The organism is Herbidospora yilanensis (assembly GCF_001570565.1).
Taxonomy (GTDB): Bacteria; Actinomycetota; Actinomycetes; order Streptosporangiales; family Streptosporangiaceae; genus Herbidospora; species Herbidospora yilanensis.
Genome location: NZ_BBXE01000013.1, coordinates 341,409 through 357,727 on the forward strand (window position 1 = coordinate 341,409; position 16,319 = coordinate 357,727).

Genomic DNA, 16,319 nt, shown 5'->3' on the forward strand with positions numbered 1-16,319 from the left:
GCTCTCCATGCACCATCTACGCAGCTCGGAACCGGGACACCATGAAATCAACCCCCGCCATCGCGACCGCAGCCCTCCTCCTTCTCGGCCTCGCGGCGTGCGGCGGAACCGACGCCGCCGAGACCGCCGAGGCCCCGCCGGCCAAGTCGATCATCCTGATCACCCCCAACCCGGTCGGCACCAACAGCTTCCTCCAGCTCGGCGTCAAGGGCGCCGAAGCCGCCGCCAAGGAGCTCGGCGCCTCCTTCAAGCTGTACGAGAGCAAGGACCCCACATCCATCGCGCAGAACGTCGACGCGGCCGTCCGGGCCAAGCCGACCGTGATCGTGGGCATCAGCTTCTCCTTCGACGACGTGTTCGCCACCGTCCCCAAGGCCAACCCCGGCCAGCAGTTCCTCCAGGTCGACTCGTGCGCCAAGGACCAGGCGCCCAACCTGGCGTGCGTGTCGTTCAAGGAGCACGAGGCGGCCTACCTGGCCGGCGTCGAGGCGGGCCTGCTCTCCAAGAACGGCCAGATCGGCGTGGTCGCCGCGCTCGACACCCCGTTCATCCACCGCTGGATCGAGCCGTTCTTCGCCGGGGCCGCCTCGGTCAAGCCCGGCGCCCAGGGCACCCCGCTCTACGTCGGCGGCAGCAATCCCTTCAGCGACCCGGCCAGGGCCAAGTCGCAGGCCCAGACCCTCACCGGACGCGGCGTCGACGTCATCGCGGCGGCGGCCTCCGGCGGCAACCCGGGCGTGTTCGAGGCGGTCGCGGCGTCCGGCGGCAAGGCGTTCGGCGTCGACGTCAACCAGTGCGCGCTGAGCCCCGGCAACGTCATCGACAACGTCCTGAAGCACGTGGACGTCGCCGAGAACGCCGCCATCAAGGAGATCTTCGGCGGCAAGACCGGCGGCGTGAAGGTCTACGGCCTGGCCGAGGGCGGCGTGGGCGTCAACGCCCTGGACTACGACCTGGCCTCCTCCGGCTGCACGGTCGCGGCCAGCCCCGACGTGGTGGCGAAGGTCAAGCAGGCCCGCGACGACATCGTCGCCGGGAAGGTCACCGTCGCGGACCCGCTCCAGAGCTGATGTACGCCGCCGAACTCGTCGGAGTGACGAAGCGGTTCGGCCCGGTTCTCGCCAACGACGGCATCGACCTGGCGGTCGCCAGGGGCGAGGTGCACGCCGTGGTCGGGGAGAACGGGGCCGGCAAGTCCACTCTGATGTCGATCCTGTACGGCCTGCACCGCCCCGACGCCGGAGAGGTCCGCCGCGACGGGAACCCGATCGTCCTGCGCTCCCCCACCGACGCCATCCGCCACGGCCTCGGCATGGTCCACCAGCGCTTCCGCCTGTTCCCCGGCCTGACCGTGGCCGAGAACATCGTGATCGGCGCCGAGCCGGTCCGGCGGGGCCGCCTCGACCGCGCCGCCGCGAACGAGGCGGTGGCCGCCCTCTCCGAGCGCTACGGCCTGCGCGCCGACCCGTCGGCCCTGGTCGGCGGCCTGCCGGTGGGGGTGCGCCAGCGGGTGGAGATCCTCCGCGCCCTCTACCGCCACGCCGAGGTGCTCATCCTCGACGAGCCGACGGCGGTGCTGACCCCCGGCGAGACCGACCGCCTCTTCGAGGTGCTCCGCACGGTCGCCGCGACCGGCGTCTCGATCCTGCTGGTCACCCACAAGCTGTCGGAGGTCCTGGCCGTCGGCGACCGGGTGACCGTGCTGCGCCAGGGCCGGGTCACCGGCCGGTTCACCACGGCCGAGACCGACGCCGACGAACTGGTCAACGCCATGATCGGCCGGTCGCTCACCCCGCCCGCCCGGCGCCGCGCCCGCACGCCGGAGGGCGACCCGCTCCTGGAGGTGCGCGACCTGACGGTCCGCGACGGCGACGGCGTGGCCCGCCTGTCGGAGGTCTCGTTCGCAGTGCGCCCTGGCGAGATCGTCGGCCTCGCGGGGGTCGCGGGCAGCGGCCAGCGCGAGCTCATCGACTCCGTGACCGGCCTGCGCGGCCGGGTGGACGGCGTGTTCCTCGACGGCACCCCCGTCCTCGCGGGCCGGGACCCGCGTGTGGCCTACGTGCCCGAGGACCGCCACGGCCGGGCCACCGCCCCCGCCATGTCGGTGGCCGAGAACGTCCTCATGGGCGCGCAGCGCGACCTGGCCTCACGATGGGCCCTGCCCCGTGCCAAGGTCCGGGCCCGCGCCCGGGACCTGGTCGATCGCTTCTCCATCAGCGCCGCCTCGGTCGACGTCCCGGTCGGCGCGTTGTCCGGCGGCAACGCCCAGAAGACGGTGCTGGCCCGCGAGCTCACCCGGCCGTCGCAGGTGGTGGTGGCCGAGGAGCCGACCCAGGGCGTGGACGTGGGGGTGCGCGAACGCGTCCACGACCTCCTGCGCGCCGCCCGCGACGAGGGCGCCGCCATCCTCCTCCAGTCGAGCGAGCTCTCGGAGCTCCGCGACCTCGCCGACCGCATCCTGGTCCTGTACGAGGGCCGCGTCGTCGCCGAGTTCCCCGGCGACGCCTCCGAGAAGGAACTCGGCCGCGCGATGACGGGAGCGACCGGATGACGCCACTCGCGAAGCGGCGAAGCCGCACGAGGTCCGCGTGCCGGAGCGGAGGGCTCGCGTGAGCGCGCCCGTCGTCGCCCGCCGCGTGGTGGCCTCCGCACCCGTCGTGGCGGTGGCCGGAGCGCTCCTCCTGACCACCCTCGTCATGCTGGTGGTCGGCGTCGATCCCACGCTGGCCTATCCGGCGCTGATCAGAGGGGCCGTCCTCGACGGCAACCTCGAATACACGGTCGCGGCGTTCGTGCCCACGCTCGGCATGGCGCTCGCGTTCGCCCTCCCGCTCCGCGCGGGCGAGTTCAATCTCGGCGGCGACGGCCAGCTCGCCATGGGCGGGGTGACGGCGGCGGCGGTCGCCTGCTGGTGCCGCTGCCCCCGGGAGCGGCCGTCGTGCTGCCGCTGTTCCTGGGGGCGGTCGCGGGCGGGCTGGTGGCCGTGGTCGCCGCGCCGCTCAGCACGCGCCTCGGCCTCCCCGCCATCGTCAGCACCCTGCTCATCAGCGCCCCGGCCGTCTCCCTGGCCTCCTACCTGGTGCGTTTCCCGCTGGCCGAACCCAACACCGGCATCGCGCAGACCCCGCCCCTGCCGGAGGCGGCCCACCTGCCCGCCCTCGGCGGCAGCGGCTACCTCACGATCGGCCTGCCGCTGATCGCCGTGCTCACCACCCTGTGGTTGTACGCCGACGGCCGGACCGTCCTCGGCTACGAGATCCGGGCCACCGGCCAGAACCGGGAGTTCGCCCGTTACGGCGGCGTCCGGGTGGACCGGGTGGCCGCCCTCGCGCTGGCGGGCGGCGGCGCGTTCGCCGGGCTCTCGGGCGCGTTGATCGTGCTGGGCCCGCCGCACCGGTTCGTCGACGGCGCGCTGACCGCACCCGGATACACCTTCACCGCCGTCGCGGCGGTGCTGCTGGCCGGCGCCCGCCCGATCGTCGTGCCGCTCACCGTGGCACTGCTGACGTTCCTCCAGGTCGGCGGCCAGGGCATGGAACGGGAGGCCGGGGTGCCGAGCCAGCTCACGCAGATCGTGCAGGGGCTGATCATCGTGATCGTGGCGGTCCTCGCGACCCTCCGGACGAGGAGGCCGAGGTGAACGTCTTCGAGTGGTCGTTCCTGGCCGGCGTTCTCACGGCCACCGCGCCGGTGCTGCTGGCCGCGCTCGGCGGCCTGCTCTGCCAGGTCGCGGGCGTGTTCAACATCGCGCTGGAAGGCCAGTTGTTGTGGGGCGCGTTCGTCGCTGTCGTGGTCAGCGACCTGACCGGCAGCGCGTGGGCGGGCGTCGCGGGCGCGGTCGCCGCGACGGTGTTGTTCTCGGCGCTGCTGTCGGGGCCGTCGGTGGCGTTGCGGGCCGACCCGATCGTGGTCGCCGTCGGGCTCAACCTGCTGGCGCTCGGGCTGACCGCGTTCCTGATGCGGCAGATCTTCGGCAGCGGCGGCACCTACAGCTCTCCCGACCTGGCCGGCCTTCCTGACCTGGGCGAACTCGGCCTGGACGTCCCGGTGCTGAGGGATCAGTCGCCGCTCGTGCCGGTCGCCCTGCTGCTGGTCGTCGTCCTGGCCCTCTGGCTGACCCGCACCCGGTCGGGCCTGCGGCTGCGCGCGGTCGGCCAGCATCTCGACGCCGCCCGGGCCGTCGGCCTGCGCGTCTCCGGTTACCGGCACGGCGTGACGCTGGTCGCGGGCGCGTTGTGCGGGCTGGCCGGGGCGCAGCTCTCGCTCGGCAACGTGACGCTGTTCAGCGAGGGCATGAGCGCCGGCCGCGGCTGGATCGCCGTGGTGGCGGTCATGCTCAGCGGCGTCTACCCCGGGCGGCTGCTGCTGGCCTGCCTGCTGTTCGGCATGGCCGAGGCGTTCGGGTTCCGGCTCCAGGGCGCGGGCCTGCCGCAGCAGGCCGCCGACGCCGCCCCCTATGTGATCACGCTGGCCGCGCTGGTGCTCGCCGCCGTGGCGCGGCGGCGGAGGAGGTCGTATGAACACGCCTGAACTGGCGAACTCGGTCCGGCTGACCGGCGACGCGGTGGAGATCCTCGACCGGCGCGTCTACCCGTTCGAGCGGAGGTGGGTGCGCTGCACGACCAGCGACGAGGTCGCCCAGGCGATCAAGGACATGGTCACGCAGAGTTCGGGCCCGCTGTTCGCGACCACGGCCGCGATGGTGCTGGCCGCCCGATCGGTCCGGCACCGGCCCCGCGACCTGGCCATGAGGGAACTGCGGGCGGCCGGTGACCGGCTCGTCGCCACCCGTCCCACCAACAACCACATCCGCGACGCCGTCGCCGCGATCCTCGCGGAGCTCGAAGAGGGAGACCTGGCCGAACAGGTCGAGGCGGCGGCCGCCGCCCATGACCAGGCCTACCGCGACCGGTCGGCCGCCCTGGGCCGGCACGCCGCCGGCCTGCTGCCCGACGGCTCGACGGTGCTCACCCACTGCTGGGCCGACTACTACCTGATCGCGACCGTCCAGGCCGCCCAGGAACAGGGCAAGTACCTGGAGTTCGTCTGCACCGAGACGCGCCCCTACCTCCAGGGCGCGCGGCTCACCGCGGCGACCTTGGTCGAGATGGGTTACGAACCCACGCTGATCACCGACGGCATGGCCGCCGCCGCCCTGGCCAACGGCGTCGCCGATGTCGTCCTGGTCGCGGCCGACCGCGTCACCCTCGACGGCCACGTGGTCAACAAGGTCGGCACGCTCGGCGTCGCCCTGGCCGCGAACCGGTTCGGCCTGCCCTTCCACGCGCTGGTCCAGCGCCCCGACCCGCAGGCCCCCACCCCGGCCGACGTGGTGATCGAGCACCGCGACCCCGACGAGGTGCTGCACGTCCTCGGGGTGAGGACCGCCGCCCACGGCGTCACCGGCCACTATCCGGCCTTCGACACGACACCACCTGACCTGGTCACCCGGATCGTCACAGAAAAGGGCGCCTTCCGCCCGGAGAACGTAAAAGAGGCACTTCAATGACCAGGCGCATCGTCGTCGACACCGACACGGGCATCGACGACGCCCACACCCTGCTCTATCTGGCCGGCCGCCCCGACGCCGAGATCGTGGCGGTCACCTCGGTGTTCGGCAACTGCGTCGAACCCGACGCCGCCCGCAACATCGCCTACGTCACCCGCCTGCTCGGCCTCGACGTGCCGATCGCCCGGGGCGCGGCCGAACCCCTCACCGGCACCGCCCACATCGCCGGGTACGTCCACGGCAAGGACGGCCTGGGCGACGTCGGCTACGACCGCCCGCTCCCCGAGACCGGCGGGGAGAGCGCCGCCGAACTGCTGGTCCGCCTCGGCCGGGAGCAGCCGGGCGAGCTCGACCTGCTGGCGCTCGGGCCGCTGACCAACCTCGGCCGGGCGCTGCGCCTCGACCCGGAGCTGTTCACCCGCTACCGGTCGGTCGTGCTGATGGGCGGGTCGGGCCCATACGCCCCGCCCGGGACCCTGCTCATGGTCGACGCGAACATCAACAACGACCCTGAGGCGGCCCGCGCGGTCTTCTCGGCCCCCCGCAACGAGCTCGTCATGGTCGGCGTGAACGTCACCGCCACCACGATCCTCGACGAGGTGGCCATCAACGCCCTGCGGGCCGCCGGCACCCCGGTCGCCCGCTTCGCGACCGAGATCCTCGACGCCTACCTGGACTTCTACCAGAACGAGTGGGGCCGGCGGATCATCCCGCTGCACGACCCCCTCGCCGCCGGGATCCTGCTCGATCCCACGTTCGCGACCGCGTCGGCCGACGGGCCGGTTAACGTACGGACCGACGGTTTCCTGGCCAGGGCCAGGCTGATGCGGACCCACGACGGCCTGCCGCCGGCCTTCCCCTACCAGGCCGCCCCGCCCACCAAGGTGGTCACCGAGGTGGACGCGGCCCGCTTCGTCGCCGACTTCGTGGAGGTGCTCACCCGTTGAGCTGGATCGTGCTGGACATCGAAGGCACCACGAGCTCGACCGAGTCGGTGCACGTGGGCCTCTACTCCTACGCCCGCTCGCGCCTCGGCCCGTGGATCGACGCCCACCGCGACGACCCCGAGGTCGCCCAGGCCGTCAAGGAGACCGGCGGCGCGACCACCGAGGAGACCGTCGCCATCCTGCACGGCTGGATGGACGGCGACGTCAAGGCGACCCCGCTGAAGACCCTCCAGGGGCAGATCTGGGCGGCCGGGTTCGCGAGTGGCGCGCTCACCTCCCACTTCTTCCCCGACGTCGCGCCCGCGCTGCGCCGGTGGCACGCCCAGGGCAGGCGCCTGGCCGTCTTCTCGTCGGGCGCGGTCTCCAGCCAGCGGCCGTGGTTCCGGCACAGCCCCGACGGCGACCTTTCGGTGCTGATCGAGCACCACTTCGACACGGTCAACGCGGGCCCCAAACGCGAGAGCGCCTCCTACGAACGCATCGCCGCCACGCTGGAGACCGACGACCTGCTGTTCCTGTCGGACGTGCCGGCGGAACTCGACGCCGCGGCGGCGGCCGGATGGCAGGCGATCGGCTTGCGGCGGCCCGGCGAGCCGAGCGAGCGGGCCGACTTCGGTGCCCACCGGGTGGTCACGAGCTTTGAGGAGATCGCATGAACAGGGAAGACGTGCTGGCCGCCGGGGGGCGGCTGGCCGTGGAGGCCGCCCGGTACACCGGGATCGGCTGGATGCGCGGCACCTCCGGCAACCTGTCGGAGGTGGTCTCCCGCGATCCGCTGCGGCTCGCGGTGACCGCGAGCGGTCTCGACAAGGGCGAGCTCACCCCGTCTGACGTCGCCGTGGTCGGCGAGCGGGGCGAACCGGTCGCGGTGGCGGGCGTCGAACCGCTGACCCCGTCGGCCGAGGCGGGCCTGCATGCGCGGGTCGCGGCGGTGACCGGCGCCGACGCGATCGTGCACGTCCACGCGCTGAACGCCGTGGTGGCGGCCCACCACTGGCCGGAGGGCGTGGTCCTGAAGGACGTCGAGACCCTCAAGGGCATCGGCCGCCTGGCCCACGACGACGAGGTCGTCATCCCCGTCATCGAGAACAGCCAGGACATGACCGAGCTCGGCGACCGGTTCGAGGCCGGGTACGACGCGGCGACCCCGGCCGTGATCGTCGCCAACCACGGTCTCTACACGTGGGCGCCCACCCTCCACCGGGCCCGGCACGTCACCGAGTGCGTGGAGTGGCTGCTGGCCTACCGGATCGCTATCCGCTGACGAGCAGGTCGCCGACCCGGTCGAACAGGTCCCGGCCGGGCTCGGCGGTCAGCAGGTGCCGCGCCGCGCGCAGCGACCGCCTGATCGCGACGGCCCGCTCGGCCTCGGGCAGCGTCTCGATGTCGCTGACCCGGGCGAACCCGATGATCCGCCGGGCCGCCTTGGCCGCGCCGAACACCGCGGCGTCCCCGCGCACGGTGGCCAGATAACCCTCCAGCACGCCGTCGCCGTAGATCCGCGGGTCCACCCGCCGCGGCCACAGGGCCCGGAACTCGGTCTCGAAGGCCGCCCAGGTCTCCTCGGCCAGCCCGAGCACCCAGCGGGCGTGCTCGTCCTGTTCCCGTACGAAGCCACGCGCCGCCGCGAGCACGTAGTTGCCCCACAGGGCGCCGAGGTCGAAGCCGACCGGCCCGTAGAAGGCGAACTCGACGTCGAACGCCCGGGTCGAACCGGGCTTCACCAGCACCGAGCCGGTGTGCAGGTCGCCGTGGATCAGGGCCTCGGCGCGCGTCATGAACGCCAGCTTGGCCAGCCCGATCGCGGTCCGCACGTCGGGGTCGCCCACGTAGGCGGCCACGTCGGCCTCGGTGGCGGGGAGGATCTTGTTGTGCTCGTGCTCGATGTACGGCTCGGTGAAGACCAGGTCCTCGGTGATCTCGCACAACTCGGGGTTGACCGCGGCGGCCAGGGCGGCCTTGTGCCGGTGGTTGCCCAGGCCGAACACCGAGGTGCCGAAGGCGACCCTGGCGACGTACCGGCCGAGATCGGCGGCGACCCCGTCGGTGCGCACACCCTCGTTGAGCAGGCCGCGCCAGACCCGGTGGTCCGAGAGGTCCTCCAGGGCGACGACGTGCCGGTCATGGTCGACGTCGAGCAGGGCGGGCACGAGCCCGGGGGCCACCCGGCCGTGTTCGGCCAGGACGGCGGCCTCGATGCGGTTGCGGTCGGGCGTGACCGGCCAGGCCGGGTCGACCCGGACGTAGGGCATCGACTGCTTGAGCACCACGCCGGGGCCGCCCTCGGCCGCCACGGCGAACACGATGTTCATGTTGCCGTCGCCGATCTCCCGCACCGAGACCGGCTTCGCGAACGCCGCCAGCGCCGGGCGGCTCGCGAGGTAGCCGGGCACGTTGTCGACGGTCAGCAGCTCATAGGCGCTCAACGGAACTCCTGAGGGTGTAGCTCACGACGAGGGCCCCTGCCAGCAGGGCGCCCTGGACGAAGGTCTGGGTGTAGTAGGGGGCGTTCAGCATGGTCATGCCGTTGATCACCACGCCGATGAAGACGGCGCCGACGACGGTGCCGGCCGTGTTGGGCCGGTTGGCGCCCAGGACGGCGTAACCGATCAGCGCCGCCGCCACCGACTGGAGCAGGTAGGGGTCGCCCGCGCCCACGTCGCCCCGGCCCAGCCGGGCCGACAACATGATCCCGGCGACGGCCGCGCAGATCCCCGACACGGCGTAGGCGAGGGCCCGGTAGCGGGCCACCCGGATGCCGGCGAGGCGGGCCGCCTCGGCGTTGCCGCCGATGGCGTAGAGGGCGACGCCCCAGCGGGTGCGTTCGAGGAACAGGTAGACGACCACCGCGACCAGCGCGAACACGATGACCGGGACCGGCACCGAGCCGACCTTGCCGGCCCCGATCCAGGCGAAGCCCTCGGTGTAGCGGCCAGGCGCGGGCGCGCCGTCGACGGTCATGCCCGGCGCGACCGACCTGCCCGAGGTGAGGATGAGGGCGAGGCCCTGGAACAGGAACATCGTGCCCAGCGTGGCCACCAGGTCGGGGATCCGCGCCACCACGGTGAGCAGCGCGTTCACCCCCGCGACCAGCAGCCCGGTGAGCAGGCCGGCGACGATCGCGGTGCCGCCGGTGAGGTTGAACCGGACCATGGCCAGCGCGGTCACCATGACGACCGCGCCGACCGCCGCGCCCGCGGACAGGTCGAAGCCGCCCGTGGTCATCGACACGGTCACCCCGAGCGCCACCACCCCGACGATCGCCACCGACTGCAGGATGATCAGCGCGTTGGCGTAGGAGGCGAAGGCGGGCCGGAGCACCGCGAAGACGACCAGCAGGGCGGCCAGGATGACCAGCAGGCCGTACCGGTAGAGCAGACGGGTCACGAAGCGGCCCAGGGCACCCGGGCGACGTCGGGCGTGGTCAGTTCGGGCACGGCGCTCGTGAGCTGCTCGATGTTGGCGATTCCGCCGTCGCGGAGCTGCTTCTGGGTGACCAGCGCGGGCGGGATCTTCAGCTCGGCGCCGACCTGCTCCCCGGCGACCAGCAGCGCGGCGGCCCGGACCGCGATCCGGCCGACGTTCGAGGGGTCGGTCGTGGCGGTCGCCACCCACGGGCTGTTCGGCTCGGTGATGACGCCGATGTCGGCGGTGGAGATGTCCGCGCCGTAGATCTTGATCTGATCCTGGAGTCCGAGCTCCTTGACCGCGATGGCCGCGCCCTTGGCGAACTCGTCGTACGGCGCGAAGATCGCCTTCACGTCCGGGTTGGCCTGGAGGGCGGCCTTGGCCTGGTCGGCGACGGCCGACGCGGTCGAGTTGTTGACCACGCCGATCTGGGCGACCTCCTTGATGCCCGGGTTGTCCTTCTTGAACTGCGTCCACACCTCGTTGCGCCGGTCGAGGGGGGCGAAGCCCGAGACGTACACATAGAGGACCTCGCCGGTACCCCCGGTGTCGGTCTTGAGCGCGCCCAGGGCCAGCTCGGCGATCTTGTGGTCGTCCTGGGTCAGCGCGACGGCCTTGGGCGTGCCCGGGTCGACGTCGAAGGCGACCAGCGGGACGCCGGCGTCGGCGGCCTTCTTGATGGCGGGCTGGACGGTGTCGGCGAACCCGTGGTCGACGATGATCGCGTCGGCCTTCTGCTGGACGGCCTGCTCCAGGTTGAGCGCCTGCTTGTCGTTGTTGCCGTCGCCACTGGAGACCTCCAGCGTGATCTTGAGTGCCTGCGCCTCGGCCTGCGCCCCCGCTAGCCACTGCTCGAAGTAGTCACCGGACGAGAGCTGGCGGACGAGAGCGACCCGCACTCCCCCGGCGGCGAACTTCGCCGGGACGGAGGCGGCCGGAGACGCGACCGGCGCCGCCGGAGCGGACGAGGGCGCGGAGGTGGTCGTGGTGGAGGTTCCCTGGGAACATCCCGCGAGCGCCAGGACGCCCAGGAGAAGGGATGCGCCGAGAAGTCGTGCGTGAATCACACTCGGATGCTAGGCAGGCCCGGGAGTATTGTCCACTTTTCAAGTAGGATTTACCCAGATAGCCGCTGATTAGGGACGAAGCCCATGACCTACCTCACCGTGTACACCGACGGCCCGGCCCCCGAGACCCTCCTGCGGACCGAAGACCAGGCCGAGATCGCGACGAGCCTGAAGGAGATCGGCGTCCGCCTGCGCCACTGGGAGATCGTCGACGGCCTCGACGGCGCGACCCCCGACGACGTCCTCGCCGCCTACCGCGACCAGGTCGCCGCCGTCGTCGCCGAAGAGGGCTACACCTTCGTCGACGTGGCCCGGCTCGGCCCCGACGCCCCCGCCGACGTCGCCGCCGCGGCCCGCGCCAAGTTCCTCAACGAGCACACCCACGACGACGACGAGGTCCGCTTCTTCGTGGCCGGCTCGGGCATCTTCTACCTGCGCGTCGACGGCAAGGTGCACGCCGTCTTCTGCGAGCCCGGCGACCTGCTGAGCGTGCCCAGGCAGACCACCCACTGGTTCGACATGGGCACGAAGCCGCACTTCACCGCGATCCGCTTCTTCCACGACGACGACGGCTGGATCGGCGACTTCACCGGCGACGACATCGCGTCGCGCATCCCCGACTACGACACGATCGCGGCCGGCCGCTAGAGGTCGAGCAACTGCTCGTAGAAGCCGCCGAAGCCGCGTTCGGCGTCGACCAGGTGGACCTCCAGGATCCAGTGGGCGACCCGCCCGGCCCTGTCGACCCGGCGCATCGGGGTCGTGTTGCCCTCGGCGATGTAGGACTCGATGTCGTCGGCGTCGATCGTCTCGTGCGGGAACTCCCCGACGAGGTGACCGGCGTGGACGTGCCCGAGGACCCAGCCGCGCTCGCGGGCGAGCCGGTCGACCTCGGCGAACAACCGCGCGCCGGTCATCTCGGAGTCGGCCGCGAAGAACCGCCGGCCGGCCTCGAAGACGACCGGCAGGTCGGCGGCGAGCCGGTGCTTCACGGGGTCGTCGCCCAGGACGTAGGTGCGCCCGAGGTCGGCCTCGAACTCCTCGAAGATCGGCCCGAAGTCGCAGAACACGATGTCGTCGGCCTCGACGGCCCGGTCAGGCGGGTTCTCGCGGTAGGGCAGCAGGGTGTTCGGCCCCGACCTGACGATCCGCTTGTGCCAGTGGCGGGTGGTCCCGAACATCTCGTTGGCCAGGTCGCGGATGTCGTCGCTGACGTCCTTCTCGGTCCGGCCGGGGGCGATGAGCCCGCGCCTGACGATCTCGTCGAACAGGGTGACCGCGTTGGCCTGGGCCGTCAGCAGCCGGTCGGCCCGGAACCGCTCGGCGGTGGCGGCGTCGACGTACACCCACGCCTTCTCCCCCGACCGCAGGCCGGCCTTGACCCGGAGGTAGTCGTCGACCTCGTAGGCGTCGGCGGCGGCCAGGTCGTCGGGGGTGAGCGTGAAGACCATGCCCTCGACGGCGTCTCGCGGGTCGTCCGACGGGACCGCCACGGGGTGCTCGTCACTGCCGCTGTCGGCCACGACCGAGGCGTCGGTGATCTTCACCGTCTCCAGGCGGAACCCGAGCAGGGCGTCGGGACGGCCGTCCAGCTCGCGGCCGAACCTGGCCGACTGGACCTGCGGGAGCCGCAGCGTCCCGTAGGAGAAGAGCAGGTGATCGGACATGGCGAACCCCCATCACAACACCGGGCCGGAGACCGCAGGATATGACCGAAGGGCCCCGGAAGCGTCCCGGGGCCCTTCTCCGCTCAGTTCTCCGGTAGCCAGAGGACCTCACGGACGCCGTTCAGCGTGCAGGTCATGATCTGGGCGACGGGCCCCCGAAAGGACGGCGGCGCCAGGCCTTCGGGTATTTTCCCCGGATCTCCAGCGGGGGCACGAGGGCGGCGTCCAGGGTCCGCACGTCGATGCTGACCGGCCGGTAGGGCAGGGTGCGGAGCCGTTTGCCCATGACGGCGTGGGGGCGGTCGACGGTGTCGCGGCGGCCGCTGATGAAGGCCCACTCGTGGGCCGCCGAGCCGAAGTAGACGACCGTCGGGAACGCCGCGATGAAGTTGTGCCACGAGCGGCGCAGGGTGGTCTGCCGCCACATGGTCGGGCAGCCGGCCTGGGTGGAGATGACGCCGCCCGGGGCCAGGGCCTGGGCGCAGAGGTTGAGGAACGTGGCGCTGTAGAGGCGGTCGTGCTGGGCCTGGCCGTCGTCGGTCTCGTCGGGGAGGTCGACGATGATGACGTCCCAGGTGCGGCCGGCCTCGACGGCGGCCTCGACGAAGGCGTAGCCGTCCTCGTAGTGGACGTGGATCGGACCCTCGTCGCCCTCGGCGGCGGCCAGTTCCCGCTCCGTGTAGCCGTAGGGCAGGCGGCTCGCGCACAACTTCACGGCCTGTTCGTCGATGTCGACGTGGTCGACGCGGGTCGCGCCGCAGGCGACGAGCATCTGGCAGGCGACGCCCTCGCTCGACCCGATGACGAGGCAGCGGTCCACCCGGTCGGCCAGAAGCACCGGCGGGATGGTCAGCGCCTCGTGGTAGACCTCCTGGGTCTGCTCGCTGCTCTGCCGCTCGCCGTTGGCGAAGAGCGTGATGCCGTGGGCGGTCTTGGCGAAGTCGAGGGTCTGGAACGGGGTGATCTCGCTGTGGATGACCTCGTCGACGCGCCAGAGGCGTTCCATTCCGTCGGCGATGGGCTCGGCGACCCAGGTGGTGCCGTTGATGGTGATCATGCGGATACCTCCGACGAGGGCGTGTCGCCCCGGCGGATCACCTGCACGGTGACCTGGCCGGGCTGGAGCTCGTGGGTGAGCAGGTCGACCGCGGTACGCGGGTCGGCCGCCCCACAGGTGAACACGTCGACGAACACGGCGGCGTGCTCCGGGTAGGTGTGCAGCGACGCGTGGGACTCGGCCAGGAGCGCCAGGATGGTGACCCCCTGGGGGACGAACCGGTGCGAGCTCATCTCCAGGATGGTCGCCCCCGACGCGGCCAGCGCCCGCTTGAGCGAGACCTCCAGGTGGGCGAGGTCGTCGAGGAGGCCGGCGTCGACCCCCCGGAGCTCGGCGAGCACGTGACATCCGGCGAACTCGCCGATCGCGACGGTCATCGCTCCTCCACGCAGAACGTCGGGAGGGCGGGCAGCCCGTTGACGGCGGCGCACGAGTAGCTGGAGGTGTAGGCCCCGGCGTCGAGGATCTCCACCACGTCGCCGGGCGCCAGCGCGAGGGGGAGTTCGTACTGGACCCGCTGGTAGATCACGTCGTCGCCGTCGCTGGTCGGCCCGGCCAGCACGACGGGGCCGGTGGGCCCGGTCACGCCGGGGGTGCGCAGCCGGTAGGCGATGGCCTCGCGTTCGGTCTCGACCAGGCCGTTGTAGCGGCCGACGTCCAGGAACACCCAGCGCCGGTGGTCGGCGGCCCGCCCTTCCCTGACGGTCACCACCTCCGAGCGGATGATCCCGGCCGCCCCGACCATCGCCCGGCCTGGCTCCAGGAGGAGGCGCGGCCGGTTGCGGCTGCCGAAATGACGGTTCACCGAGGAGTTGACCGCCTCGCCGAACACCTCGATCAGCGGCCGGTTCCCGAACGCGGGGTTCGGGTTGTACGAGATCGGCAGCCCCCCGCCGAGATTGATCATCGGCAGCCTGACGCCCGCCGGCTCCAGTTGCAGCGCGATCTTCGCCGCCGCCGCGATGCCGACGTCCCACGCGTCGGGGTTGCACTGCTGCGACCCGACGTGCCAGGTGAGGCCGAGCGGCCGGAGCCCGTTCGCCGCCGCGTCGGCGAGCAGTTGCGCGGCGGCGTCGGGGTCGCAGCCGAACTTGCCGCCGAACGGCATCACCGCGTCGGGCGGGTCGACCGCGATGCGGCAGAAGACGTTCGACCGGGGCGCCCATCTCGCGATGTGGGCCAGGTCGCGAGGGTTGTCGAAGGCGAAGGTGCGCACACCGAGCCGGTAGGCGGCGGCGATGTCGGCGGCCTTCTTCACCGGATTGCTGTAGCTGAGGAAACGGCCGGGCACGCCGCGGGACAGGCATCGCTCGACCTCGCCGATGCTGGCGACGTCGAACCCCGAACCGAGGTCGAACAGGGTGGAGATCACTTCGGGCGCGGCGTTGGCCTTGACCGCGTAGAGGATGCCGGCGCCGGGGAACGCGGTGGACAACGCGCGGTAGGCCGCGGAGACCGTTGGCAGGTCGACGAGCAGAGAAGGACTGGGCAGGTGATGGGTTCTGGCGTACGCGCGTGCGCGGAGAATGGCCGGCTCCGACTGGGGTGACGCGCTCATTGGACCGACTCTGGGCGGAAGTACGGGTGCAGGGGTTCCATCGGGACTTTCTCCGATTCCGAACTACTACCAATTCAGGCAGGCCCGAGAGTAGTCAAGTACCTTGACACGTTTAGTTGATATCTCTACAAAGCATCGTCGTTACCGTTTCGTTATCGGCGAAAGCCGGCCGGGCCAGGTGACGAAACCCCTGCTCAGAGCGCCAGACACGACACCGACCGGCTGACACCGGAACGACTTCTCTATACAGATCGCGGTTTTATCCCCGCGCCGCCGAAGCGCCCACCGACTCGGCGAGTTGGCGTAGCGCCCATTCGGAGTGGCTGCCCGGCTCCGCGGCCAGGGTGACGAACTTCTGGCCGGTGCCGCTGACCGACAGCACCTCCCACGAGAGGCTGAGGTCGCCCAGCCGGGGATGGCGCAGCTCCTTGATCTCGTTGCCGCGCGCCTGCACCTCGTGCAGGGCCCAGATGCGGCGGAACTCGGCGCTCTCGGCGGTGAGTTCGGCCACCAGGCCGCACAGGTAGGGGTCGTCGGGATCGGCGGCCACGGCGGTGCGGAGCTGGGCCGTCTTGGCGCGGGCGGCCTTCTCCCAGTCGGGATAGAAGTCGACCGCGACCGGGCTGAGGTAGATCATCCGCACGCAGTGGTCGATGTTGGTCATGCCCTCGTACAGGGCCTCAAGGAGGGGGTTGTGGGCCAGCACCTCGAAGCGGCGGCCCAGCACCAGCGCGGGCGCGTGCCGCGACAGGTCGACCAGGCGCAGCAGACTCGGGCTGACCTGGTCCATGACGCCGGTCTCCGGCTGGGGCCTGGCCCACGGGTGGGCGAGCGAGTAGAGGTATTCGGTGGCGTCGGGATCCAGCCGCAGCACCCGGGCCAGGGCGCTGAGCACCTGGGCCGAGGGGTTGCGCTCGCGGCCCTGTTCCAGCCGGATGTAGTAGGAGTTGCTCACTCCGGCGAGCATCGCCACCTCCTCGCGCCGCAGCCCCGGTGTGCGGCGCGAGGGGGCGTGCAGGAAACCCGCCTGGGCTGGACTGGTGGACTCACGCCGGGCGCGCAGGAAGTCGCCGAGGAGATTGTGGCTACCATTGTCCATTTCATCA

The 16,319-nt window shown here is 71.8% G+C and carries 17 protein-coding genes; 9 read left to right on the forward strand and 8 right to left on the reverse strand.

Going from position 1 to position 16,319, the window contains the following annotated elements:
• Positions 1 to 41 precede the first annotated feature (41 nt).
• The 8 genes from AW273_RS01630 to mtnB all read left to right on the forward strand — a co-directional run bounded on the left by AW273_RS01630 (position 42) and on the right by mtnB (position 7,720).
• Entirely contained in the window at positions 42 to 1,070 is a 1,029-nt protein-coding gene (locus AW273_RS01630; RefSeq protein ID WP_062344463.1) for a BMP family ABC transporter substrate-binding protein, read from the forward strand.
• A 23-nt stretch (positions 1,071 to 1,093) separates the two neighbouring features.
• On the forward strand, positions 1,094 to 2,551 hold the full coding sequence (locus AW273_RS01635) for an ABC transporter ATP-binding protein (protein WP_198167960.1): 1,458 nt from the start codon (positions 1,094 to 1,096) through the stop codon (positions 2,549 to 2,551).
• Positions 2,552 to 2,911: 360 nt separating this feature from the next.
• Positions 2,912 to 3,640, forward strand: a complete 729-nt coding sequence (locus AW273_RS01640) for an ABC transporter permease subunit (protein ID WP_062344466.1) — start codon at positions 2,912 to 2,914, stop codon at positions 3,638 to 3,640.
• Complete coding sequence (locus AW273_RS01645) at positions 3,637 to 4,530, forward strand: ABC transporter permease (RefSeq protein ID WP_062344468.1); 894 nt, start codon at positions 3,637 to 3,639, stop codon at positions 4,528 to 4,530. The genes AW273_RS01640 and AW273_RS01645 overlap by 4 nt, the downstream gene beginning before the upstream one ends.
• Entirely contained in the window at positions 4,517 to 5,509 is a 993-nt protein-coding gene (locus tag AW273_RS01650; RefSeq protein ID WP_062344470.1) for a s-methyl-5-thioribose-1-phosphate isomerase, read from the forward strand. The genes AW273_RS01645 and AW273_RS01650 overlap by 14 nt, the downstream gene beginning before the upstream one ends.
• On the forward strand, positions 5,506 to 6,456 hold the full coding sequence (locus tag AW273_RS01655) for a nucleoside hydrolase (protein ID WP_062344472.1): 951 nt from the start codon (positions 5,506 to 5,508) through the stop codon (positions 6,454 to 6,456). The genes AW273_RS01650 and AW273_RS01655 overlap by 4 nt, the downstream gene beginning before the upstream one ends.
• Complete coding sequence (gene mtnC / locus AW273_RS01660) at positions 6,453 to 7,112, forward strand: acireductone synthase (RefSeq protein WP_062344474.1); 660 nt, start codon at positions 6,453 to 6,455, stop codon at positions 7,110 to 7,112. Before AW273_RS01655 ends, mtnC begins: the two co-directional genes overlap by 4 nt.
• On the forward strand, positions 7,109 to 7,720 hold the full coding sequence (mtnB, locus tag AW273_RS01665; RefSeq protein WP_062344476.1) for a methylthioribulose 1-phosphate dehydratase: 612 nt from the start codon (positions 7,109 to 7,111) through the stop codon (positions 7,718 to 7,720). The genes mtnC and mtnB overlap by 4 nt, the downstream gene beginning before the upstream one ends.
• Here the strand turns inward: mtnB and mtnK are convergent.
• Genes mtnK through AW273_RS01680 form a run of 3 tightly spaced genes read right to left on the reverse strand, consistent with a single transcriptional unit; the run spans position 7,710 to position 10,931 of the window.
• Complete coding sequence (gene mtnK / locus AW273_RS01670; protein ID WP_062344479.1) at positions 7,710 to 8,882, reverse strand: S-methyl-5-thioribose kinase; 1,173 nt, start codon at positions 8,880 to 8,882, stop codon at positions 7,710 to 7,712. The two genes, mtnB and mtnK, sit on opposite strands and share 11 nt — an antisense overlap.
• The gene (locus tag AW273_RS01675) at positions 8,869 to 9,843 is read right to left on the reverse strand and encodes an ABC transporter permease (protein WP_062344481.1); all 975 of its coding nucleotides are present in this window, start codon (positions 9,841 to 9,843) and stop codon (positions 8,869 to 8,871) included. Before AW273_RS01675 ends, mtnK begins: the two co-directional genes overlap by 14 nt.
• Positions 9,840 to 10,931 (reverse strand): substrate-binding domain-containing protein, encoded by a 1,092-nt coding sequence (locus AW273_RS01680; RefSeq protein WP_157555519.1) that lies wholly within the window; start codon positions 10,929 to 10,931, stop codon positions 9,840 to 9,842. Before AW273_RS01680 ends, AW273_RS01675 begins: the two co-directional genes overlap by 4 nt.
• An 84-nt stretch (positions 10,932 to 11,015) precedes the next feature.
• On the opposite strand from AW273_RS01680, the gene AW273_RS01685 reads away from it, so the two are divergent.
• Positions 11,016 to 11,579, forward strand: a complete 564-nt coding sequence (locus AW273_RS01685) for a 1,2-dihydroxy-3-keto-5-methylthiopentene dioxygenase (RefSeq protein ID WP_062344482.1) — start codon at positions 11,016 to 11,018, stop codon at positions 11,577 to 11,579.
• Here the strand turns inward: AW273_RS01685 and AW273_RS01690 are convergent.
• The 5 genes from AW273_RS01690 to AW273_RS01710 all read right to left on the reverse strand — a co-directional run bounded on the left by AW273_RS01690 (position 11,576) and on the right by AW273_RS01710 (position 16,312).
• Positions 11,576 to 12,598 carry a M24 family metallopeptidase gene (locus AW273_RS01690; protein WP_198167961.1) on the reverse strand — a complete coding sequence of 341 codons (1,023 nt, stop codon included), beginning with the start codon at positions 12,596 to 12,598 and terminating at the stop codon, positions 11,576 to 11,578. The genes AW273_RS01685 and AW273_RS01690 overlap by 4 nt on opposite strands.
• 133 nt (positions 12,599 to 12,731) lie before the next feature.
• Entirely contained in the window at positions 12,732 to 13,655 is a 924-nt protein-coding gene (locus AW273_RS01695) for a spermidine synthase (RefSeq protein WP_062344483.1), read from the reverse strand.
• Positions 13,652 to 14,032 (reverse strand): adenosylmethionine decarboxylase, encoded by a 381-nt coding sequence (gene speD / locus AW273_RS01700; RefSeq protein WP_062344484.1) that lies wholly within the window; start codon positions 14,030 to 14,032, stop codon positions 13,652 to 13,654. Before speD ends, AW273_RS01695 begins: the two co-directional genes overlap by 4 nt.
• Positions 14,029 to 15,213, reverse strand: a complete 1,185-nt coding sequence (locus AW273_RS01705; RefSeq protein WP_062344485.1) for a type III PLP-dependent enzyme — start codon at positions 15,211 to 15,213, stop codon at positions 14,029 to 14,031. The genes speD and AW273_RS01705 overlap by 4 nt, the downstream gene beginning before the upstream one ends.
• Positions 15,214 to 15,472: 259 nt before the next feature.
• On the reverse strand, positions 15,473 to 16,312 hold the full coding sequence (locus AW273_RS01710; protein ID WP_062344486.1) for a helix-turn-helix domain-containing protein: 840 nt from the start codon (positions 16,310 to 16,312) through the stop codon (positions 15,473 to 15,475).
• Positions 16,313 to 16,319 lie beyond the last annotated feature (7 nt).

Bases quoted from the DNA above. Each gene is read 5' to 3' on its own strand.
- AW273_RS01630 (WP_062344463.1), top strand. From the start codon at position 42: ATGAAATCAACCCCCGCCATCGCGACCGCAGCCCTCCTCCTTCTCGGC.
- AW273_RS01650 (WP_062344470.1), top strand. From the start codon at position 4,517: ATGAACACGCCTGAACTGGCGAACTCGGTCCGGCTGACCGGCGACGCG.
- AW273_RS01655 (WP_062344472.1), top strand. From the start codon at position 5,506: ATGACCAGGCGCATCGTCGTCGACACCGACACGGGCATCGACGACGCC.
- mtnB (WP_062344476.1), top strand. From the start codon at position 7,109: ATGAACAGGGAAGACGTGCTGGCCGCCGGGGGGCGGCTGGCCGTGGAG.
- AW273_RS01685 (WP_062344482.1), top strand. From the start codon at position 11,016: ATGACCTACCTCACCGTGTACACCGACGGCCCGGCCCCCGAGACCCTC.
- AW273_RS01690 (WP_198167961.1), bottom strand. From the start codon at position 12,598: ATGTCCGATCACCTGCTCTTCTCCTACGGGACGCTGCGGCTCCCGCAG.
- AW273_RS01695 (WP_062344483.1), bottom strand. From the start codon at position 13,655: ATGATCACCATCAACGGCACCACCTGGGTCGCCGAGCCCATCGCCGAC.
- speD (WP_062344484.1), bottom strand. From the start codon at position 14,032: ATGACCGTCGCGATCGGCGAGTTCGCCGGATGTCACGTGCTCGCCGAG.
- AW273_RS01705 (WP_062344485.1), bottom strand. From the start codon at position 15,213: ATGAGCGCGTCACCCCAGTCGGAGCCGGCCATTCTCCGCGCACGCGCG.
- AW273_RS01710 (WP_062344486.1), bottom strand. From the start codon at position 16,312: ATGGACAATGGTAGCCACAATCTCCTCGGCGACTTCCTGCGCGCCCGG.